Consider the following 22373-nt stretch of genomic DNA (forward strand, 5'->3'; position numbering starts at 1 on the left):
TGAGATGTATGCATCAACAGTAGAGAAGTGCGACTCAAATTACAAAAAGTATGACTAACGGGAGCATCTACCAATCCGAGTGACAGTTAGACTAAACCATTTGGGGGCAAAAACCCGTTAGCGAAGATCGTCATTTAGTGTGGTCACAACACTTGATAATCACAGGCTTGCTCCCGATTCATTTTGTATCAATAGTAATTATTTTTTGAGGGTCAAAACCAGAAACTAACTCATGTTCAACATATCCACGTTGATTTGTATGGAAGTTTATGCCGAAGTCTATTTGTTCATTGCAATCATGATTGTGCCCGTAACACCAAACTGCAATTTTATTCGCAATACTTTCAAACTCATCACAGTGTGACGCAAAAGCAGGGGCAAGTGGGCTTCCGAGGTATTCAACCTGAATCAGACTTCTTGATGGAAGATGGTGGGTAACAATGACGTTTTTTTGCTCTGGCGACTGCTTTACAGAATGATAGAGCCATCGTCTCGATTCACGGTGGATACTTTGGCTATCTTGGGGAGTAAAAACATTTCCATGATAAAGAATTTGCTTAAAGTCATTCATTCGACCTTCTGCTATCTTCATTGAAACATCGGTGCTGCCATCGAGACAAAAATCTGTCCATAACGTGCATCCATGAAAACGAACGCCTTCGATAACGATACTGTCGTTTTCTAATAAATGGACATTCTCATATTGGTTCGCTTTAACGCGGCATTGACCTATCAGTGAATCTAGAGAAGCTCCATAGGCTTCGTGGTTGCCCAGAACATATATTACGGGCACATCAAATTGCGAAGCCCAATCGATACCCTGAGTCCCTATGTGAATATCGCCGCTCAGTACTATCACATCGGCATCAGATTGAGGTACTTCCATTGAACCGAATTCCAAGTGGAGATCCGAAAGGTGACAGATTTTCAATATACTTCCCCCGCTAAAAGCCTTTAGGATAATAATAAAAACAGGCAAGAATTGGTCAATGAGAACAGAGACCGAGTATCTAAAATCAATTTAATGCGTACTTAAACATACCTAAAAATAAACTCGCATTATGCCTTATCTGTATCCATCATTCCGATTTTGCATCAGCTCCATGCTCGGAAAGCTGAGCACCAAACCATCTATGTATTGCGGTTACCATACTTATCTCTTTAGTTTCAAAGGTGATCTGTGCACCTTCAGGAAGTTCTGAATATGACACGTTAACTTTTGAGGAATTAGCGCTAAGTTTCGCAATTCCAGGCATGTCTGCGCCATGTAATTTTGTTGGGTCTGAATAATTTCCGTGTTTAAACATTTGCGCTTCGTGCTCTAAATGTTGCCGAATAAGTAAGATTTGTTCAGTTTCTTCTGTGTTCCTCGCCAAAACCTTTTGGACGCCACCTGAATCCGTCATTTTGAACACATGAAGAGTTTTAGACATGTCGAAGGGCATTACCTGATGCGACATATGATGCACCTGCTCTTGCTTGGTTTGTGCGAAGGCTCCCAGGTGGACAAAGAGCAGCATGACCGCAGGTGTTACCGTAAGTAGTGTCACCTTATGTTTTGTAGAAATCATTTACGTCCCTCTTAAGTGAAATGACAGTCACTATCCGTTTCGACAGCATTTTTATTTATAGACACACAAATATCAGGCTCAAGCGTGGATGCCACATGTGCATTTAACCAATGGGAAAATCGTCAAAACTACTGGCATTAAGTAAAATTACTTCAATTTCTTCGGTAATCTCTTCTCGGCGTAAAATATGGCATTGCTGGGTCAACTCATCCGCTTTAGTTTCAAGATGTTTAACCGCGCCTTCAAGATGCATGATTCGATTGTGATTTTCCTCTAACAGAGAGGTATAAACAATTTCATGCAGAGCAGTAAAAAGAAACTGCTCGGCAACTTTGAGCAAAAAGTCTGCTGGCGGTAAGTTTAGCTCCGGAGGGTACTGAAAATTAGCGGGTTGTTGATCCTTCTGCTGAAACGGCGGCAATAGTTTTTTTGTGATAATCCCCTGTTCGCCACTGTGGTAAACGCTGTATAAGCCCATCAACGACTGTTCCCTCTGGATCTTTGTCAGTACCTGAACGGTTTGTTCGAGAACGTTAGGCACCTCTTCGACAACATTTGGCCCTTCAATCTGCGCATATACATGACCATCGTCTTGCATTAAGTTATAGAGCTTGCGGCCAACCGTAATTAAAGTGGGCTTTACATTGGAAGGAATCGTTAAGACCTGCTCAATATAGTTCACCAGTTCCTGATTGAAGTCACCACAGAACCCGCGTTCAGATCCAATTAAAAGATAAACAGGGAAGACTTCAGACTCTTTTAGTTGGGTTCCGGGATAAAAACTAAGAAAATCGTTAGCTGCTGAACTGATGGCATCTAGCGCTTGATGTTGAGTGTCAAGGAATGCACCCAACTTATGCGTTTCCATGTAAGCCAACATTTTCATCGCATCTAAGATTTTTATAATTTCGTTCAGACTATGATGGTGATTGTCCAGATCGAGGCGTCGGCTCATCACTTACTGCCCTGTATGTTGTTAGGTGATAACCATTTAGCGACCGCTACACTCCATTCATCTTTAGGGCTATCCAGGGTTAGGCTGGAAGATTTCACCTCCTGCTCTAGAAGTTTGAGACGTGAGGCCACTTCTTTTCGTTCGCAATCCTTGAAATGCCCATCATTAAAAGCGACAAGCCATGCCAGTTGAAAAGTCTCGTGAAGCGGAGAAAATTGCTCTTGCTTGAGAATCTCTCTTAATAACAGACCACGTTGAATCGCTTGCTCCATAGAAGCTTCAAGACGGGCACCAAAGCGGGTGAAACTCTCGAGCTCGAGAAACTGAAGATAGTGTAATTTCATACTTCCGGCTTCTTCCTTGATTCTGGGATGTTGCGCTTGTCCGCCGATACGAGAAACCGATCGAGCGATATCAATGGCCGGACGAAAACCGGCTGAAAACAATCCGCGTTCCAGATAGATTTGCCCGTCAGTGATGGATATTAAGTTAGTCGGAATATAATCGGCGATTTCTCCCTGTTTGGTTTCAACGATTGGTAAAGCCGTCATGCTACCACCACCATGAGACGGACTCAGGCAGGTAGTCCTTTCCAATAACCCAGCATGGACTGAAAAAATATCACCTGGATAAGCTTCCCGCCCGGGAGGACGACGCAGAAGCAATGACAGTTCTCGGTAGATTTTGGCATGCGTACTGAGGTCATCATAGACAACAAGAATATCGTGCCCCTGTTGCATCCAATACTCAGCGATAGCACAGCCGGCAAAAGGCGCTATATGCTGTAATCCCGGCAAGCTACTCGCTTCCGCGACAACGACAGTGGTGTATTCAAGCGCACCAAACTCTCGTAATATCTCAATCGTCTTAATGACCGTAGAGCGCCTTTGCCCAATGAGCACATAAACACACCGCACATTTCTGCCTCGTTGGTTAATCACGGTATCAAGTGCCAGAGCACTACGCCCTAGGCCTTCGTCACCAATAAGCAACTGTCTCTGCCCTTTACCTATCGGGATTAGGGTATCTATGATCTTGATGCCCGTATACAAAGGCGCATTCACAAAATCACGGCTGATTATCGGAGGCGACAACGTATCCAGACGCATCCACGCTGATGGGATTGGGGCCGCTTCCCCATCATGTGGACTACCCAGCGGATCAATAACCCGGCCAAGCAAATTGTCACCCACCGGGACACTTAAAGAATGACTGGAATGATGTACGGAGGTTCCGGCGGTCAATAAGCTGGTTTCATGCAAGAGCACCGCACTGACCAGCTCTTCCGTCAGGTCAAACACCATTGCCTGACTGCCATCCTCCATGGTTAAGATATCGTTCATCGCCGCCGAAGGAAGCCCTGAGATCCTGGCAATGCCATCTCCGATGGACAGCACAACGCCCCGCTCTTCAAGGCGTAGCCCCGGTTTATAGTCCTTGAGCCACATCGCCTGCTGGGTCAACGGGCTCTTGAGTTCGTCTTCATCGGGTAACATAGGCGAACTCCATAAACCCTTTTAAATCATCTCTTATATTGGCACGCAAACACCAGGCACCTATGGAAATAAACACACCAGCGATCAACTCAGGGTTTTCATCATATTGGACAGGGATGGATAATTGGCTGACGGTCTTCAGGGCGCTTTCCAGCTCTTGCCGTTTTTGTTCAGGTATTGGATAAGCGCTGCTTACCTCAATTACTTCAGGCATAACTCCCCATTGATGTAACAAACTGGCCGCTTGCTCCTCAGAAAGGGAAGATAAATCCTCCAACAGAATATCCAGTAACCTAGCCTCCAGCTCAGGTCCAGAAGCCCTGCTAAGCAGAGAAGCAGCAAATTGAGCGCTCTGGTGTAACGCCTGTTGTTCACTATCACGAATCGCTTCTATACGCTGGCGAGATTCAACCACTTGCGCTTTTTTCTTTTCCTGCTCTATCGACTGCTTCAATAAATCTAACTGGGATACCCGCTCTGAGTCAATTTCCCGGCGCAGTGCCTCTCTTGCCTGCTGACACTGGTGTTCCCAATTAACCAGGCGATTTTCATACTCATCTTTCAGTGCAGCCGATTCATCATTCAGCCGCTGGGATTCAAGCAACTGTTTATCAATATCCGCCTGGCGCTGACTAACCACCGCCTTTACCGGCTTAAACAGAAAGCGTTTGAGAATCCAGATCAACACCAAAAAATTGATGATTTCCAGAACAAAAGTAGTCCAGCTAAACTCCACAGTAATTGCTCCTCAACGTGGGTGATAAACCATCATAGAGTGGCTAGCAGACGCTATTTGATAAGGTATTCAAGCAATGGGTTACGGAAAAGCACAATCAACACAATAACGAGCACATAAATGGCCAGTGACTCTATCATTGCCAACCCGATAAAAAGCGTCCGCATAATTGACTTTTCAGCCTCAGGCTGACGTGCAAGAGCATCCATTGCCCGACTCACAGCCCACCCCATGGCTATCGCTGGAGCAAGGACACCAATAGAAATACCGATAATGGCAACAGCGGTTGAAGTCAGAACAAAGGTTGATAACTCATTCATGAGTGGCTCCTTCTTGTTGCTGTTGTTGATATTGTAGGCTACCTGCTATGTAAATGAGGGCTAACATGCCGAAGATATAAGCCTGAACTAAGGCTTCAATGACATGGAGCATTAAAATTGGCACTGGCGCCAGAAATCCTGCGACTAACAAAAATAGCAAGGCGGCCATTTCCAGGCTCATCATGTTGCCAAATAATCTCACCGCTAAAGCAACCGTACGGGTTATTTCCCCGATAATGTGGAACGGTAATAGAATCGGGCTGGGTTTTAAATAATGGCTTAAGTAAAGCTTTATTCCTTGCAGGCGAATGCCGAACCAGTGTGTCGAAAGGAAAACAATGATTGCCAGCGCAGAGGTAGCAGATAGGTCGCGTGTTGGAGAATGAACGCCCGGAATAAGCCCGCACAGGTTGGCGATAACAAGAAATATCCATAGGCTGCCAATAAATGGCATCAGGCTTTTTATATGCCGGGGAGCGACTTCTCTAATCACATTTTCAATACTGGCAATCATGCCCTCTACCGCAGTCTGTACCAGCCCGGGTTTGATAGATAACTTCTGAGACAAAATCCAGGCAAATAGCCCGAGTGCGCCAATGATTCCCCATGTTGTGACTACCGTATTATCTATCATAATGACCGTCCCACTGAGTCGGTTTCCTTAATCCCAGTAAAAACCCATAGCACTATTGCCGAATTAAAAGGTAGACGTTGATCATCCCAACGATCACGCCAAGCAAGATAAAACTTATTGTCCAGCGAACCGAATATCCCTCTATCATGCTGTCTATCCAATGACCAAGGTAAGCGCCTCCCACAATGGGTAACGCAAGCAATAGCCCCAGGGTTCCAAGATAAATAGTTTGGCCGATAAGTGTATGTCGTTCGCGCTCAGCTTTCTTCATACGGTCAACCTGACGCTCAGTTTTCTTTTTCAAATCATCAAGTTTACGCATGGCACTAAAGTGTCTCTCTTTTGCCTATTTTCCACAGCCGCAGAAATACCTCTTCTTCCATGTGGCGTAGGCTCTGTTTAAACGTCTGTGATTTTTCTTCTTCTATCACTAATTGTTGCTCCAGTGCCTGGCTAATACGGCTATAGTCATCATCGAGCAAAAAGCGGTATGTACATAATGTCAGGTGATTATTTTTAAAATAGAGCACCCCACCAGCCGCTGCCAGGTATTTCCAGTCACTATCCCCCGTGCGGTACTTCGCAATTCCCGTAGACAGAACCGTCATAAAACGACTGTGATTCGCCAACAATCCGAAGCTACCCGTTTGGTCCTCGCCAATAAACGAAGTGACGCCCTCAATCTCTGTAGAGTGCGTGGCATCCAACAGGCTGATCACAAAATTTTTCATCGTAGCTGGCTCTCCATACTTCCCTGCATATAGCAGCGCTCTTCCGGAATTTCGTCGAAATGACCAAGCAGAAAATGTTCACAGTCATTTAGCGCAGTTTCCAGCGGCACGGACACTCCCGGCATGCCGGTATGTGCCGCTGTTGTACAAAATGGCTGGGTCAGATAGCGTTGAAGTTTTCGGGCACGCATAATGATGGTGCGGTCAGCCTGTGACAACTCACCGACTCCTAACATGGTGATAATATCTTCCAGCTCATGGTAACGAGCTAAATGTTCCCTGACGCCTTCAGCAATACTGTAGTGACGTTCACCTAAAGTATGCCTGTCCATAAGCTTATTGCTGGACTGCAACACATCGACCGCAGGGTAAATCCCTTTACCGGCCTGTGCCCGGGATAACATTACCGTGCTATCCAGATGACTCAGGATGGTACTCACCGCTGGATCAGTCATATCATCAGCCGGAACATAGACAGCCTGTACCGAAGTGATGGTGCCATTATTGGTTGAAAGAATACGATCCTGAATCTCTGCGATATCTGTCGACAGTGTCGGTTGATAGCCTACCGTAGCGGGCATCCGCCCGAGCAAACTGGATACTTCACTGCCCGCTTGCACAAAACGGAAAATATTATCCATGACAAACAGAACATCTTTTTTCAGGGTATCGCGCAGGTATTCCGCATAGGTCAGAGCCGATAGTCCTATCCGAAAACGAACGCCCGGCGACTCGTCCATTTGCCCGAACACCATTAATGTCTGTGGCAGTACCCCTGCATCTCGGATAGCGTGCCAAAGTTCATGACCTTCGCGTATGCGTTCACCTATTCCGGAAAAAACCGACACCCCCTGATGTAATGAAGCCATCGCGTGCATGAACTCCATAATTAACACCGTCTTGCCAACCCCAGCACCACCGAGTAATCCTGTTTTTGCTCCTTCAATGAAAGGACAGAGAAGATCGATAACTTTAATACCCGTTTCTAATACGTTTCCGGCACCGACAGATTCATGAATCGGGACTGGCGCACTGTGAACATTGCGAAACATTGACGTATTCAATCTGCTCCCGCCATCCAATGGCTCACCAAAGATATTGAGCAAACGACCGAGACAATCCGGCGTGACCGGAACATGAAGTGAAGCCCCGGTATCATAAACGGTGAGCCCACGATGCAACGAGGAGGTTTTGTGGAGAATAATGGCGCGGATATGCCGCTTATCAAGATGTTGATGAACCTCAAACAGATAGGTTTCATTATCGACATTAGCACATAAAGCCTGATGCAAGGGAGGCAAGGTATCACAGGCAATTACGGTTACCGGGCCATGTATTTCAGTAATGACACCAACCGGGACTTGTTTCCTTCCTAGCTCCATTATTTACACCCCTGCAAAGGCATATCTGCTTTAGCAATTTTATTAACGGAAGAGCACCAACTTCTGTTTTTTAGTGTAGCTTATAAGTAGTTACGTTGAGTGAGCGTGAATTGAAGTTTTAGGCAAACAATAGCGAATATTGAACAATTCGATGTTGGCTATTGCGTGCCATAATTACTCCACCCCGTGATAAGGGAAATGTATGAGCTCCACTGATTTTAAAGGATTAAGCACCAATAGAGTTCATTGTCTTACGTCCAATCAGCGCAATGGAGATATTCTACAATGGAATATACAACATTAAGTAACAACCTAGAGATGCCAATGGCAGGCTTTGGTGTTTTTCAGGTTACCGATAAAGAAGAATGCAAACAGTCAGTACTCAGTGCTATCCGTGCTGGCTATCGCCTCATTGATACTGCCGCAGTCTACGGTAATGAAGATGCCGTCGGTGAAGCTGTCCGTGAAGCCATTGAAGAAGGCATTTGTACGCGCGAAGATCTATTTATCACGTCAAAGTTATGGGTTCAGGACATGGCAAATTACGATACCGCTAAAGCAGGTATCGAAGCGTCACTGGAAAAATCTGGTCTAGAGTATTTCGATTTATATCTACTACACCAGGCAATGCGTGACTACTTTAGCGCTTGGCGTGCGATGGAAGATGCTTACGAAGAAGGCAAGCTCAAAGCGATTGGCGTGTCTAACTTCTACGCACATGTATTGGCGAATTTCTGTGAAACAGTGAAAATTAAGCCAATGGTAAACCAGATTGAGCTGCACCCATATCATGCTCAGCCGGCCGCGCTAGAAACAATGAAGCATTACGGCGTTCAGCCTGAAGCATGGGCACCATTAGGTGGTGGTCGTCATAAACCTTTTGAAGACGAGATGCTAAAAGGTATTGCAGAAACACATGGAAAGACAGTGGCTCAAGTTATTCTGCGCTGGAATTTACAACGTGGTGTTACCGTTATTCCTAAGTCGGTAAAACAAGCACGTATTGAAGAAAACTTCGATATTTGGGATTTCACGCTTTCAGATGAAGAGATGGAGAAAATCAGCAGCCTTGATTTAGGTTACGTTGGCGATGCAGTTAAGCACTTCAACCCTGATTTTGTACGTGGCTGTCTCGGCGTGAAAATCCACGACTAAAAACACGGTTCCGGCGAGAAGAAAACAGAAACACCGTTGGTTAGTGTGTATCAGAAGATTCTCGTCGGTGCCGTACCCCAATAAAAAGTCCCTCTAAACATGAAGTGACCCCATAAAGTTGGACATTTCTGTTAAGCGGCTTGCAAGGCCTGATTTCGATACTCTATCGGAGTCAGGCCTTTTAATTTCACTTTAATTCGTTTGGTATTGTAATACTCGATGTATTCGTCAATATGAGCGATCAGGTCATCAGCATCTTCAAAGTGCTGGTTATGGTACATTTCTGTTTTCAGTAAGGCAAAGAAGTTCTCCGCAACTGCATTGTCTAGACAGTTTCCTTTCCGCGACATGCTCTGTGTTAAGCAACTTTCAGATAGCTTTTTCTGATATTTCTTATGCCTATATTGCCACCCTTGATCGCTATGAACGATTGGCTTAGCGCCTTCGCCTAAAGTCGCAACCGCGTCTGTCAACATTTCAGTGACCAGAGGTAGACGCCCATTTTTTGCGACCTTATAAGCCACAACTTCCTGTGTGAACAGATCAACGATTGGTGATAGATAGACTTTCTGCTGTTTAACTTTAAACTCAGTGACATCAGTTACCCACTTCTCATCTGGCTTCGTCGCTTTAAAGTCTCGTTCAAGAACATTGGGGGCCACAGTTCCCACTTCTCCTTTGTAAGAGCGGTACCGTTTGGGTCTGACGGTAGACTTCAAGCCTAGTTGACCCATGAGCCGTTGAACCGTTTTGTGGTTAAGCATAACGCCCTGTCTTCGTAGCTCTAAGTGAATACGACGATACCCATATCTGCCTTTATGCTCATGGTAAATTTGCTCTATTAGACTCTTTTCATCTTGATACTGTTCGGCGTCGTTATTTGGCTTCGCATGATAATAGAAAATACTTCTCGCTAACTTTAAGGCATGCAAAAGGTGTTTTAGTGGATAACAGCTTTTAAGAGCTAGAGCTACGTTCGCTTTTTCTTTGTTCGGCGAGGCTTTTCCTGCTCCAGCTCTTCTAACTTTTTTAGAACGGCATTCTCGGCGCGTAAGTAGGCTAACTCCTCTTTTAGCTCCTCCAGCGTTTTTTCATCATCACTTTTTTGCTGGATAAAAGGGTGCTTACTCATTGGTGATCGTCCTCTACTACGTTCAAGCCCCTGAATGCCATATTGTTTGTACTGTTTAAGCCAAACGGAGAGTGTTCCAGAGGAGGAGAAATTTAATACCGCACTAGTGTGGTTGATAGACCAGCCATTCGTCCACATTTTTTTTAACGCTTGGAGCTTGGTTTGAGCATTTTTAGCGAAATCATGAGGCTTAAATGAATCAGAACCATGAATCTCAAACACTTTTCCCCAGTAACGTATTATGCGTGGTGCAATGGAGTAAGTTTGAGAAAGTTCGTAAGATGAACACTCACCCAGTAAATATTGTTTGGCGACCGCACACTTAAATGCTCGGCTATATTTGGACATAAAGAGACCCCCAATAATTGGTGTCCAACTATTGGGGGTCAGTTCAACATAAGTGGGATTTTTTTGTTTTAGGATGATGCTGTGAGTTCTTTCGCTTGCAGCAACACTAAGTACGAAATAGTCGGCAAGGTTTTTATTTACTGATTCAGATGGAAGTTTTGACGTTTCAGCTCATGCTTAAGATTAGCTTTACGTCGGTATAGGAGTAGGAATTACCCACTACGACTTATAGTAGATAATATCGACTCCCCTTCAGCGATTAACGTGAGCAAAACCGCTCAGCGCTATACTGCTTTGTTCAGAATACTGAACTTGTCCTCATGCTTTCAAGATTTGCACAAGAAGCGAAGATTTGTCTCATCGAGGTAGTTGTTGAGCGCCCCATCGAACGACATTTTCGATATCTGGTAACAAAATACCTTTTTCCTCAATACAGAATAACAGTTTCGAGAATCGGTCACGCTGAGAGCTGTCGACCGTTTTTAACCACTCATCAATACTGCTTTTTACGCTATCCACATCTGCACTTGGGCATTCAATGCCAAGCTGGCTAAGATCAGTAATAAAGTCATCCATATCTACAAGATCTACGTGCATCATAACTACTTACTCCTACCAAATAAGAGGGGATTCCTTCCCCCCAACAAGCCTACAATAGACGATTAAAAAATAGGCTGTGATCTATTTTTATGTCACACAGCCAAAAATGTTAGTTGCGTAGCATTTATGCTTTACGGTAAAGGTGAATCTCAGTTTTTAACCCTTTGTACAAGCTCCAGCACATCAGTACCAAAACAAGTGTGAAAGGCAGACCAGTTGTTATCGCGCCAGCTTGCAATGCTGTCAGTGCTTCCGAACCACCACCAAGTAGCAGTGCTATCGCGATAAAACCTTCTACAATAGCCCAGAACACACGCTGACCTACTGGCACATCTTCTTTACCACCCGCAGTGATACTATCGATTACAAGTGAGCCAGAATCTGAAGACGTTACAAAGAAGACCAGTACAAGCAAGATACCAACAACGGATAACAACGTAGAAAATGGTAAATTCTCAAACATTTGGAACATCGCCAGAGACACATCGCTGATACCATTTGCTAGCTCACCGACACCTGTCGTAGCCTGTTCCATCGCAGTGCCACCCATCACACTTAACCAAACCATAGTGACTAAGGTTGGGATAAGTAGTACTGCAGTGACAAACTCGCGAACCGTACGTCCTTTAGAAACTCGAGCAATAAACATACCTACGAATGGTGACCAAGATACCCACCACGCCCAGTAGAACACAGTCCAACCATGGAACCAGTCTGAATCTTCACGTCCGATCCAATTAGAAAGCGGCACAAAGTTATCAACATAGCCCAGCGTGATATCACCAAATGTATGCAAAATAGATAGCGTCGGTCCAATAACAACCAGTAGCGCAACTAAACCTGCCGCGATTAGCATATTGATGTTACTCAATATCTTCACACCGCCATCCAGTCCTCGTGCCACTGAGATGACAGCAATGCCGGTAACCACAACCACAAATGCTATTTGAGTTGAAATACCGCTTGAGACACCAAACAGATGGCTAAGACCACCAGCGGCTTGTTGAGCGCCGAAGCCAAGAGAAGTTGCAAGACCAAAGATGGTTGCCAGAACGGCGAGAATATCGATGAAGTTACCAATTGGACCCCAGCAACGCTCACCTAAAATTGGGAAAAATGCAGAACGGATAGTAAGTGGCAAGCCTTTATTATGTGCAAAAAAAGCCAAAGCCAGGCCAACTACGGCATAGATCGCCCAAGGGTGTAAACCCCAGTGGTAAATCGTCGCACTTAGCGCCATTTGTTTTGCTTCTTCGGTATTGGCTGTCACGTTAAGTGGCGTTCCGTACCAGTCGGTGTAATACGCGACAGGTTCAGCAACGCTCCAGAACATCAGCCCTATCCCCATACCCGCAGCAAATAACATGCTAAACCAAGATACCGTAGAGAATTCCGGTGTGGCGTTTGCGCCTCCCAAACGAATTTTGCCCATTGGAGAAACAAGCAAAAATAAGCAAAACACTACAAACAAGTTACACCCGACCATGAAAAACCAGTCAAAATTGTTGATAGACCAGCTCCGAGCGGCAATAAGTGCGTCTTTTGCTCCTTCAGGAAAAATTAACGTCAAAATGATGAACAATAAAATTAAGCTAGCGCTGATACCAAACACGGGGTTATGGATATCCATGCCAAAGAGTTTGACATTGTCTTGCCCAGCACAATAATCCGTTTCGTATTTAACGGTATGAACGGATTTATATCTTCTTCGACTACTCACTATGCTTTTCATGCGATCCCTCTTTAGTGATTAACATATATTGAACAGTATTCAGTAATTCCTTTCCCTGAATCGTTCTTCGTCGTAAGTCATACCTAGTTGGATAAGTAATTGTTCAAGTACTTATTAACGTTGGTATTAACCACGTAGGTACCGAACTTTTCTTCTAATTGTCGGTACCGTTAACGTGGATATATTCCTTAGATGAACCTAATTGGGTTCAATAAGTTGAATTCCTAACAAGTCAATTTTTTAGTTATTTATTTACCACTCCTTCTTCAAGCAGTAAGTCATAGACTACCTGAGCCATTTCACTAACAGGCTGGTCTTTAAGGACTTTACCGCCTGTCGATTCTGCTTTTGCTGTCGCCGCTTTAAAACGGTCAGCCGCACTTTTAGCTTTCACGACTTTCAAACGCTTCGCTTTTGGCTTCGCGATACTTGTTTCCCAAGTTAGTCGCTCTTTATCCAGTTGCTTGCCTTCCACCTCTTCCGTGACAATGTCACATCGGCGAGCTCGACCAAATGCACTTTGTCGTGGTTCTTGCGCAGCAAAGTCCACACTAGCGATAAATGGCAGAGATACGTTTAGCGCTCGACGCTGTCCCCTTGGTAGCGCTTGTAATACTCGCGCTGTACCATTTTTGACGGATAGAATTTCCGCGACGCCCATAACAATCGGACAATCCAACTCTTGAGCAAGAAAGAAAGGTAGCGTGCCTGAAGATTCGCCATTTTCCGCACGCATTCCTGTTAGAACGATGTCGGGCATGTCATCTCGAAAGTAAGAAGACAATGTGTTGACCGCATCGTCCTGTTCGTCCTGAGCCAAAACGCGAATTTGAGAAAGGCCCATGCCGCTGTAGTACGACAGTGCTGGATCCTGAGGGTTGCCTGCGTGAAGCACCTCTAACTCACAACCTTCTAAGTTCATCGCCAGTTCAACAGCACGTGCATCGGTCGCTGAACGGCGCGCACGTCCTGTATCAGGGTGGGCACCAATGGAGACTAACGTACTGACACGCAGTGTATCGGTTTGATTATGCGGCATCCTTCAGCTCCTTTGATTGATGTTGTTGAATAAGAGAAATCAACTCTCTTAAAAACTCATTACTATCAGCAATCACACTCAGATCCGCGCGCTTGACCATGTCACAACCCGCATCTGTGTTTACGGCGATGACTTTTTCACAAGCACCAATACCTTGTAGGTGTTGAATTGCCCCTGAGATACCAACAGCCACATAGACTCGAGCGGTCACCCAGCTACCGGTAGCACCAACCTGACGGTCGCGAGGCATAAAGCCATCATCGACGGCTACGCGGCTCGCGCCTTCGGTTGCACCCAGAACATTCGCTGCTTCGTGGAATTTCTCCCAATCATGGATGCCGTTACCTGCAGACAGAATGAATTCAGCCTCGGTAAGTGGAATCGCCTGAGGATCCACCGCGACTGGACCAAGATCTTCGATGCGAGATTCAATGCTGAATGTGCCTTCAAATTCAACCGGCAGCACTTCGTGTCGGGTTTCATCAATTGGTAGCGCACATTCTTGAGCCAGCAGAAGCACTCGAGGTGTCACACGTTTGATGTCGTGACGAAGCCCTGCTGCTCGACATACCGCATGCTCAGTATCGACTTGCCACGCTTGTGTTGCAGGACGTTCATTAATCGCCGCAGACAAGCGCGCACCAAGTTCAAATCCACCTTGAATGCTATCCGGGAATAGCCAGTGCTTAGGCGAATATTGCGCTTCTATACTCGCCAGAACCTCTGCTCGCTGTTCCGGGCTGTAGTGATCAAACACTTCATCCGGAATCGTTAGCAATCGGTCGACGCCTGCAAGATCAAACTGCTCTTCTTTGTGGGTGCCGAATACCACGGCCATCACAGCACCCTCACCGTCAGACTGTTTAACCAGCTGATGGGCTTGGCCAAGAACGTCTTTATCATGGCTGCTCAAACGGCCACCCGGCATATCTGGCACAACCACAATGTAAAAGTCTGGAGACTCAACCTTGTGCAACGGCAGCTCGACACTTGCTTGGCTGCTTTGGCGAGCACCCATCATCGAGGTTGCAGCATTATTGTTCAGACGATCGATGCGCTTAATGCCGTTCGGTCCAATAAAACCAACTCGATGCGGATAACGCCTAGTTAAGCCGCTTGGTCCAATCTCTTCAACTGGCTGTACCATCAAGCTATCATGCTGTGGGTGTAGCCTGTTTCGTCTAATCCACTCGACACGAGGGTCACGGCGTAAAATAAATTCTCCCATGATCTTCTCCTACACACCGACGGTTTCAGATTCTGGTGTCCATACGTCCACCTGATCATCACTAATCTCAACCAGCATCTCAGCAACAAGTTCAGCAATGTCTTTCACTTCTGGTCTTGGCTCAACAACACCTTCAAGCATCGCAGTACATTGCTGACAACCTACTGCCACAAGATCGGCACCTGTTTCACGGATGTCGTCCATACGCATATCCGCAATACGACGTTCGCCAGGGATATCGGTAATCGGAGCGGCACCACCACCGCCACAACAACGTGAGCGGAAACCAGAACGTTCCATTTCAGCAATTTCAACACCGAGGTGTTTTAGCACCGAACGAGGCGCTTCATATTCGCCGTTGTAACGACCTAAGTAACAAGGGTCATGGTAGGTAACTTTTCCGACTGACAATGGTTTAAGACCGATTAACCCCTTTTCAACCAATTGGTTAATGAAGGTTGTATGGTGCCAAACCTGGTAGTTTGGTTTTTCATTCTCTGGGTAAAAGTCCGGGTATTCGTTCTTCAAACAGTGGAATGCGTGAGGGTCTGTTGTCACGATGCAGTCAAAGTCGTACTTCATCAGCGTTTGGATGTTACGTTTTGCTAAACGCTGATAAGTTACGTCGTCACCTAATCGGCGCGCAACGTCACCACAATCCAGTTCTTCATCGCCCAGGATAGCTACATCAATCTTGGCTGCTTTGAGAATTTGCACCATCGACTTGAGAATACGCTGGCTACGCATATCAAACGCACCGTCAGACACCCAGAACAGAACGTCTGCACGTTTGACTTCAGACATCAGTTTAAGATCTTGGTCTGCTGCCCAGTTAGAACGTTTGTTCGGGTTATGACCATTCGGGTTATCAGTGAAGATGATGTTTTCCAGTACTTCCGCACCTTTGTTTGGTGTTTCACCTTTTTCAAGCGTTAAGAAGCGGCGCATATCAACAATCGCATCCACGTGTTCGATCATCATCGGACACTCTTCTACACAAGCGCGGCAAGTTGTACATGACCATAGTGTTTCTGCGTTTAGCACACCGCCCACGATTGGTTTGTGCGGGTCGCCTTTTGCACATCCGGTTTCTTTACCTGGATATGGGCTACCAGCGTACTTTTCATCCGTACCGCCAGCCAGTCCAACAACCATATCTTGAATTAGCTTTTTCGGGGTTAGTGGCAGCCCTGCCGCAAATGCCGGACATACCGCTTCACAACGACCACACTGAACACACGCATCAAAGCCCAGTAACTGATTCCATTTAAAATCACTTGGGTTTTCAACGCCCAGCTTTTTAGCATCAAGATCTACTGGTTTTAAACCGGTTGAACGACCACCACCAAAACGCTCTGGACGACGGTGAAATGCCAAATGTAGCGCACCAGCAAACGCGTGCTTCATTGGTCCGCCCCAGCCCATACCAAGGAACATCTCACCGACGCCCCATACGATAGCAGCAAGGAGAACAACGGCAGCAACCACGTTAAACACATCGCCAACTAACTGAGTCGCTGGCAGTGTCACGATGAAGAAGCTCACCGAGAACATGATCAAGCTTTTCGGCAACCGCATCCAAGGGCCTTTAGACAGGCGCGATGGCGGGTTTAGTCGACGTTTTGCGACAAACAATGCGCCGCAAAACATTAAGCCAAGTGAGCCAAGCAGTACCCAAGATAAGATTTGCGGCTCCAGGTTAAACACGTGAACCGCGAAAATGAGCACAACGGACAGGACAAAACCACCTGCCGTTGCAACGTGAGTGTTAGACATCACTTTGTCGCGCGCTACCACGTGGTGCAAGTCCACGAGGTAACGACGCGGCATAGCCGCTAACCCTGCAAAAAAGGCAACACTTTCGGCTTGCCCTCTCCGCCACATCATAATGCGGCGGAGCATCCCTATAACAGCCAGGGCTCCGGCTGTTATAAGTAAGATAGGAAGTAGTGACTCTAGGAACATAAGCCCCCCTTACAGATCTTTACACAGACGTAGTGCGTCGTAGAGTGCAGCGTGAGTATTACGTTGTGAAACACAGTCACCCAAACGCCACAGGATCATGCCGTCGTTGTCTTGAGATAAGACTGGCTGAGCCTGTGATGCAAACAAGGTTCCAACGTCAATTTGGCCTTTGTTCACAGACTTTGCTTTCAACTCGTAGTACAGCGCTTCATTTGGACGAATGCCGTTTTCTACTACCACTTGGTCAACAACGCGTTCTTCTTTCGCGCCCGTGTATTCGTTCTCTAGCAGAGCGATCAGGTTGTCACCTTCACGGTATACTTTCAGCAGTGCCAGATCCGAAGTCATGATGACTTCTTTCTCATACAGACTACGGTAGTAAGTTGGGAAAGTCGTACCGCCGATACCAACACCTGGTTTGATATCATCAGTAACAAGTTCAACTTGTGAGCCTTTAGAAGTCAGGTAATCTGCCGCCGACATACCAGAGAATTCACAGATAGTGTCGTAAACCAGAACATTCTTACCTGGTTCCACTGTGCCGTTGAGGATATCCCAAGAAGACACAACCAACCCTTCTTCTGCGCCCCAGTCAGGGTTCTGCTCGATGAATGGCGTACCACCAGTTGCAAGGATACAAACGTCAGGTTTAAGTTCACGAATCATGTCTGCGTTTGCAGCTGTCTCTAGAATAACTTCAACGCCAAGACGGTCTAACTCCATTGCCAACCAGCGTGTGATACCCGCCATCTGGTCACGTTGAGGGGCTTTCGCTGCGATGGTGATCTGGCCGCCAAGCTCACTCGCTTTTTCAACCAGAGTAACCTTATGACCACGTTCTGCTGCAACGCGAGCCGCTTCCATACCACCAGGGCCACCACCAATTACGACAACTTTACGGATAGGTCCGGTTGTTTTTTCAATGATATGAGGCATGCCCATGTGCTCACGGGATGTCGCCGCGTTTTGGATACACAATACATCCAGACCCATGTACTGACGGTCGATACAGTAGTTTGCGCCAACACATTGACGAATTTGGTCGGTTTGACCCAGTTTGATTTTGGTGATCAAGTGTGGATCCGCAATGTGCGCACGAGTCATACCAACAAAATCAACGTAACCCGCTTCAAGGATACGCTTAGCCTGGTTTGGATCTTTGATGTTTTGCGCGTGGATAACAGGTACAGAAACCACTTCTTTAATACCAGCCGCCAAGTGCAGGAATGGCTCTGGCGGGTAGCTCATGTTAGGAATAACGTTTGCTAGTGTGTTGTGCGTATCACAACCAGAACCAACAACGCCGAAGTAATCAACCATCTTAGTTGCATCGTAGTACGCCGCGATTTCTTTCATGTCGTCATGGTTCAAGCCATCAGGATGGAACTCATCACCCGTAATACGCATACCAACAACAAAGTCAGGACCAACCGCTTCACGTACCGCTTTCAGTACTTCCATACCAAAGCGCATGCGGTTTTCAAACGTTCCGCCCCACTGGTCAGTACGTTTGTTAACACGTGGAGACCAGAATTGGTCGATCATGTGCTGGTGAACAGCAGACAGTTCAACGCCGTCTAAGCCACCTTCTTTCGCACGAACGGCTGCTTTCGCGAAGTCGTCGATGATACGCCAGATTTCTTCTTCTTCAATGGTCTTACATGTTGCGCGGTGCACTGGCTCACGTACGCCAGACGGAGACATTAGGTTTGGCCAATGCTCACCATCCCAACGAGAACGACGTCCCATGTGAGTAATCTGGATCATGATTTTGCCGCCATGCTTATGCACAGCATCGGCTAGATTCTGGAAATGAGGAATGATGCGATCGGTTGAAAGGTTAACTGAGCTCCACCAGCTTTGCGGGCTATCAATTGAAACCACACTTGAACCACCACAGATACACAGACCACAGCCACCTTTGGCTTTTTCTTCGTAGTATTTTACGTAGCGGTCGGTCGTCATACCACCGTCTGTGGCATAAACTTCTGCGTGCGCTGTACTAACAACGCGGTTACGGATGGTCGTTTTGTTAATTTTTAATGGTTGGAATAGAATATCGAACTGAGACATGATTTACCCCTGTACCAGCCTCGCTTGCGAACAAGCAAGGCTGTCTTCCTTGACTGACTTACAAATGGATTGATGTTGGTGTTTAGCCGATTGGTGTTACTTCAAAGACGCCGTAATCACACCCTTCCTCAGCACCACTTTGTGTTTGTACTGCTTTGGTTTTCACTGACAGACCCAGGCTCTCAGCGATTTGGTCGATTGCGCCAGCGAACCAGCCTGTAAACATGTAATCCACTTTGCGGTTAACTTTTCCGTACTGGTATACGAAACATGAATTTTCCAAACGAACTCGAGCTTCGCCTTTCGCAATATCAAGGTGCTCAGTGACAAAGAAACCCCAGCCGCGTTGAGATAGGCGCTTCATGTAGTGTTCAAATACGGCATCGCCAGAAAGACCGTGTTCTTCGGCTTCTTTCTCACACCAGTAGTAAGCGGACTTGTAGCCAGCTTTGTATAGAATGTCTGCGTAACGCTCCGCACCGATCTCTTCTTCAATACCCATATGGTTATTTACAAAAAAGTGACGCGGTACATACAACATTGGTAAGGCATCCGTTGTCCAAACCCCTGTTTCGTCATCGACCAAGATTGGCATTTCAGGTGCGTGTGTACTCATATCGTATTCTTCCTTTTATACAATTAACTAACTCGTTATATATTTATATTTTTATGGTGAAACACTGTTGTTATTCGCCCCAGACTTCGCCTAGTACGCGAAGCCAGTTTTCGCCCATGATCTTGCGAACTTGAGTTTCAGAGAAACCGTGACGCAACAGCGCTTCTGTTAAATTAGGGAACTCACCTAAAGTACGAATGCCTTCAGGGTTAATGATTTCTCCAAAGTTGGTTAGTCGGCGCGCGTAACCTTTGTCATGCGTTAACCACTCGAAGAAAGGCTGACCGTGACCTTGAGTGAAATCAGTACCGATACCGATTTGGTCTTCACCAACCAGGTCGAAGATGTAAGCGATCGCTTCAACGTAGTCATCAACCGTTGAATGAATGCCATTTTTAAGAAAAGGTGCGAACATCGTTACACCAACAAAGCCACCATGGTCTGCAATAAATCTCAGTTCTTCATCTGACTTATTGCGCGGGTGATCTTTTAAACCACTAGGCAGACAGTGTGAGTAACAAACTGGTTTTTCAGAAGCCAGAATTACTTCTTTGGAAGTCTTAGCACCCACATGCGACAGGTCACACATGATGCCCACTTTATTCATTTCCGCGACAATCTCGTGGCCGAAACCAGACAAGCCACCGTCGCGCTCATAACAACCGGTACCAACCAGGTTTTGTGTGTTGTAACACATCTGAACAACGCCAACGCCAAGGTCTTTAAACACCTGCACATAGCCAAGCTGGTCTTCAAAAGCATGGGCATTTTGAAAGCCCATAATAACGCCGGTTTTACCCTGCTGCTTCGCTTTGCGGATGTCGTCTGTCGTGCGAACTTTAATAACCAAATCATTGTTTTCTTCAAGAAGGTTATTCATTTCTACGATATTGTTTACCGTATTCAGGAAGCCTTCCCAAACCGAAACCGTACAGTTTGCAGCAGTGATGCCGCCTTTGCGCATGTCTTCAAACAGTGCTCGGTCCCACTTCGCGATAACCAGGCCATCAATCACTATTGAATCATCATGCAAGTCCGTTGCGTTCATTTTTAAACCCTATTCTTCCCTTTCCTCGTTAGTCTCCAGAATAGGTATTACGGTCGATTAAAAGTGTTCTAAAAACGGCATTCTGAATCCCTTTTGCGTAACGCTAAGCGACAAAATGCAAACCAAAAAAAACCGCCATCCTGCTGGATGGCGGTCTTTTTTAGAACAAACGGATTAGATGGAGATTGAGCCGTAGGTAGGCTCATGCTGCGCTTCAAATAGCGCTTTCGATGAGCGTAATGGAGCATCAAATTGCATTAAATCTACGATGGTATTCGACTCTAAAGCCGGAGGAGCGACACTCACATTAGCCACCGCTGCTGAATGTGTCCCCAACCTTTCCGCTTTCGGTGAAATACCAATGTGCACGCGGTAACACTTACTAAAGTGTGGTGAAGAGACAAAGCCACATGCAGTTGCGATCTCGATAATTGACATCGATGTTTGTCTTAGTAACTGTCTTGCGCGGTTCAGTCTTAGCTTGAGGTAGTATTTTGATGGTGAGCATTGCAAATATTTCTGGAACAGACGCTCTAATTGGCGACGGGATAAGCCGACATACACTGCCAATTCATCCAATTCGATAGTCTCTTCTATATTCGCTTCCATTAAAATAATAGCTTCGACTAGTTTAGGCTGAGCCGTACCAATCGTATGCTTAAGCGGAATGCGCTGTGTATCACTTTCACCGCGAATATTGTCGCAAATGAACATTTCTGAAATGCTTGAACCAAGTTCACGACCATAATCTTTCTGGATCATGGTAATCATCATGTCTAATGGCACAGAACCACCACTGCATGTCATTCGATCTCGGTCAATAACAAATAAGTGGTTGAGACAATTAACGCGAGGATGACGCTCCTGCAGCGTAGCAAGACATTCCCAGTGCACGCTGCACTGATAGCCGTCCAGCAACCCCGCTTCCGCTAACACGTAAGCCCCCGTACATACCCCACCAAGGCCAACATGTTTACGGGCTAAAGACTGTAACCACGTTACTTGTTTACGTGTAAAACTGCGTGTGATATTTACACCACCCACTACAATCAATGTATCTAATTGGGGGGCATCTGCCATTGAACAATCTGGCTTGATAGTAATACCGTCACTAGCTTCAACGTAATCACCATCTTCTGATATCACATACCAATCATACAGTTCTTTCCCTGTCAGCTGGTTTGCCATGCGCATCGGTTCCACCGCTGATGAAAACGCGAGCATAGTAAAATTATCTAACAACAAAAAACCAATACGGTTTACTTCCTTGTTCGACGAGCCATCGAACTGATTTATTGAGACTGACATAGCGCACTCCAATGTAAAGGAGATTTATTATTAACCGGTAGCACTAGCTATTTTTTGTTTTTGCTTAGCACACCGAATCGAGCACTTTTGTCTAAGCAACAACTATGCCTGTATATCTAAATACAGCGCATACTTTTGCAACATCAAGTTTAAAACTACAAGGGTCAATATATCTGCTTGAATATCTTGCTTATTTTTTGGCAAGCCGAAAACAAATTTTGTCTCCGCAGCATCCTAAAGATGTCTCTTACCAACCGACTGCAATCTCACGCACCAAAACGATGCAAAGTTAAACAAACATTCA

The 22373-nt window shown here is 45.9% G+C and carries 21 protein-coding genes and 1 pseudogene; 1 reads left to right on the plus strand and 21 read right to left on the minus strand.

What is annotated here, in order from left to right; translation table 11 throughout:
• Nucleotides 1–178: 178 nt before the first annotated feature.
• The 10 genes from L9Q40_RS05355 to atpD form a co-directional block, all read right to left on the minus strand.
• A complete protein-coding gene (locus tag L9Q40_RS05355; protein ID WP_440878706.1) occupies nucleotides 179–931 on the minus strand; it encodes a metallophosphoesterase in 753 nt (250 codons plus the stop codon).
• A 148-nt stretch (nucleotides 932–1079) separates the two neighbouring features.
• A complete protein-coding gene (locus L9Q40_RS05360) occupies nucleotides 1080–1571 on the minus strand; it encodes a hypothetical protein (protein WP_020335241.1) in 492 nt (163 codons plus the stop codon).
• A gap of 103 nt (nucleotides 1572–1674) precedes the next feature.
• Nucleotides 1675–2526, minus strand: coding sequence for a F0F1 ATP synthase subunit gamma (locus L9Q40_RS05365; protein WP_498792491.1), 852 nt, complete (start codon nucleotides 2524–2526; stop codon nucleotides 1675–1677).
• Entirely contained in the window at nucleotides 2526–4022 is a 1497-nt protein-coding gene (locus L9Q40_RS05370; RefSeq protein WP_498792493.1) for a F0F1 ATP synthase subunit alpha, read from the minus strand. The genes L9Q40_RS05365 and L9Q40_RS05370 overlap by 1 nt, the downstream gene beginning before the upstream one ends.
• A complete protein-coding gene (locus L9Q40_RS05375) occupies nucleotides 4009–4758 on the minus strand; it encodes a F0F1 ATP synthase subunit delta (RefSeq protein WP_498792495.1) in 750 nt (249 codons plus the stop codon). The genes L9Q40_RS05370 and L9Q40_RS05375 overlap by 14 nt, the downstream gene beginning before the upstream one ends.
• Before the next feature lie 53 nt (nucleotides 4759–4811).
• Complete coding sequence (gene atpE, locus L9Q40_RS05380) at nucleotides 4812–5078, minus strand: ATP synthase F0 subunit C (protein WP_014234581.1); 267 nt, start codon at nucleotides 5076–5078, stop codon at nucleotides 4812–4814.
• A complete protein-coding gene (locus L9Q40_RS05385) occupies nucleotides 5071–5712 on the minus strand; it encodes a F0F1 ATP synthase subunit A (RefSeq protein WP_498792497.1) in 642 nt (213 codons plus the stop codon). The genes atpE and L9Q40_RS05385 overlap by 8 nt, the downstream gene beginning before the upstream one ends.
• Before the next feature lie 52 nt (nucleotides 5713–5764).
• Nucleotides 5765–6034, minus strand: coding sequence for an AtpZ/AtpI family protein (locus L9Q40_RS05390; protein WP_020335247.1), 270 nt, complete (start codon nucleotides 6032–6034; stop codon nucleotides 5765–5767).
• A 4-nt stretch (nucleotides 6035–6038) separates the two neighbouring features.
• Complete coding sequence (locus L9Q40_RS05395) at nucleotides 6039–6443, minus strand: F0F1 ATP synthase subunit delta/epsilon (protein ID WP_498792499.1); 405 nt, start codon at nucleotides 6441–6443, stop codon at nucleotides 6039–6041.
• A complete protein-coding gene (atpD, locus tag L9Q40_RS05400; RefSeq protein WP_498792501.1) occupies nucleotides 6440–7825 on the minus strand; it encodes a F0F1 ATP synthase subunit beta in 1386 nt (461 codons plus the stop codon). Before atpD ends, L9Q40_RS05395 begins: the two co-directional genes overlap by 4 nt.
• 285 nt (nucleotides 7826–8110) lie before the next feature.
• Here atpD and L9Q40_RS05405 point away from each other — a divergent pair, with 285 nt between their 5' ends.
• Complete coding sequence (locus L9Q40_RS05405) at nucleotides 8111–8980, plus strand: aldo/keto reductase (protein ID WP_020335250.1); 870 nt, start codon at nucleotides 8111–8113, stop codon at nucleotides 8978–8980.
• A 131-nt stretch (nucleotides 8981–9111) separates the two neighbouring features.
• Here L9Q40_RS05405 and L9Q40_RS05410 read toward each other — a convergent pair.
• The 11 genes and pseudogenes from L9Q40_RS05410 to gbdR form a co-directional block, all read right to left on the minus strand.
• Nucleotides 9112–9954, minus strand: a pseudogene (locus L9Q40_RS05410) (IS3 family transposase); the annotation flags it as partial.
• A complete protein-coding gene (locus tag L9Q40_RS05415) occupies nucleotides 9951–10460 on the minus strand; it encodes a helix-turn-helix domain-containing protein (protein WP_498792503.1) in 510 nt (169 codons plus the stop codon). The gene L9Q40_RS05415 and the pseudogene L9Q40_RS05410, both read right to left, overlap by 4 nt.
• 357 nt (nucleotides 10461–10817) lie before the next feature.
• The gene (locus L9Q40_RS05420; RefSeq protein ID WP_498792505.1) at nucleotides 10818–11060 is read right to left on the minus strand and encodes a hypothetical protein; all 243 of its coding nucleotides are present in this window, start codon (nucleotides 11058–11060) and stop codon (nucleotides 10818–10820) included.
• 124 nt (nucleotides 11061–11184) lie between these two features.
• Nucleotides 11185–12792, minus strand: coding sequence for a BCCT family transporter (locus L9Q40_RS05425; protein ID WP_498792507.1), 1608 nt, complete (start codon nucleotides 12790–12792; stop codon nucleotides 11185–11187).
• A 244-nt stretch (nucleotides 12793–13036) separates the two neighbouring features.
• Complete coding sequence (gene etfB / locus L9Q40_RS05430) at nucleotides 13037–13831, minus strand: electron transfer flavoprotein subunit beta (RefSeq protein WP_498792509.1); 795 nt, start codon at nucleotides 13829–13831, stop codon at nucleotides 13037–13039.
• Nucleotides 13821–15059 carry an electron transfer flavoprotein subunit alpha gene (gene etfA / locus L9Q40_RS05435; protein ID WP_498792511.1) on the minus strand — a complete coding sequence of 413 codons (1239 nt, stop codon included), beginning with the start codon at nucleotides 15057–15059 and terminating at the stop codon, nucleotides 13821–13823. The genes etfB and etfA overlap by 11 nt, the downstream gene beginning before the upstream one ends.
• Before the next feature lie 9 nt (nucleotides 15060–15068).
• Nucleotides 15069–17024, minus strand: a complete 1956-nt coding sequence (locus tag L9Q40_RS05440) for a (Fe-S)-binding protein (RefSeq protein ID WP_498792513.1) — start codon at nucleotides 17022–17024, stop codon at nucleotides 15069–15071.
• Nucleotides 17025–17033: 9 nt separating this feature from the next.
• Nucleotides 17034–19097 (minus strand): dimethylglycine demethylation protein DgcA, encoded by a 2064-nt coding sequence (gene dgcA, locus L9Q40_RS05445; RefSeq protein WP_498792516.1) that lies wholly within the window; start codon nucleotides 19095–19097, stop codon nucleotides 17034–17036.
• Nucleotides 19098–19179: 82 nt separating this feature from the next.
• Nucleotides 19180–19713 (minus strand): DUF5943 domain-containing protein, encoded by a 534-nt coding sequence (locus tag L9Q40_RS05450; RefSeq protein ID WP_065298350.1) that lies wholly within the window; start codon nucleotides 19711–19713, stop codon nucleotides 19180–19182.
• A 70-nt stretch (nucleotides 19714–19783) separates the two neighbouring features.
• Nucleotides 19784–20761 carry a dipeptidase gene (locus L9Q40_RS05455; protein WP_498792518.1) on the minus strand — a complete coding sequence of 326 codons (978 nt, stop codon included), beginning with the start codon at nucleotides 20759–20761 and terminating at the stop codon, nucleotides 19784–19786.
• A 174-nt stretch (nucleotides 20762–20935) separates the two neighbouring features.
• On the minus strand, nucleotides 20936–22069 hold the full coding sequence (gbdR, locus tag L9Q40_RS05460) for a choline metabolism transcriptional regulator GbdR (RefSeq protein ID WP_014234595.1): 1134 nt from the start codon (nucleotides 22067–22069) through the stop codon (nucleotides 20936–20938).
• Nucleotides 22070–22373: the final 304 nt, after the last annotated feature.

Source organism: Allocatenococcus thiocycli, from assembly GCF_921292965.1.
Lineage (GTDB): Bacteria > Pseudomonadota > Gammaproteobacteria > Enterobacterales > Vibrionaceae > Vibrio > Vibrio natriegens.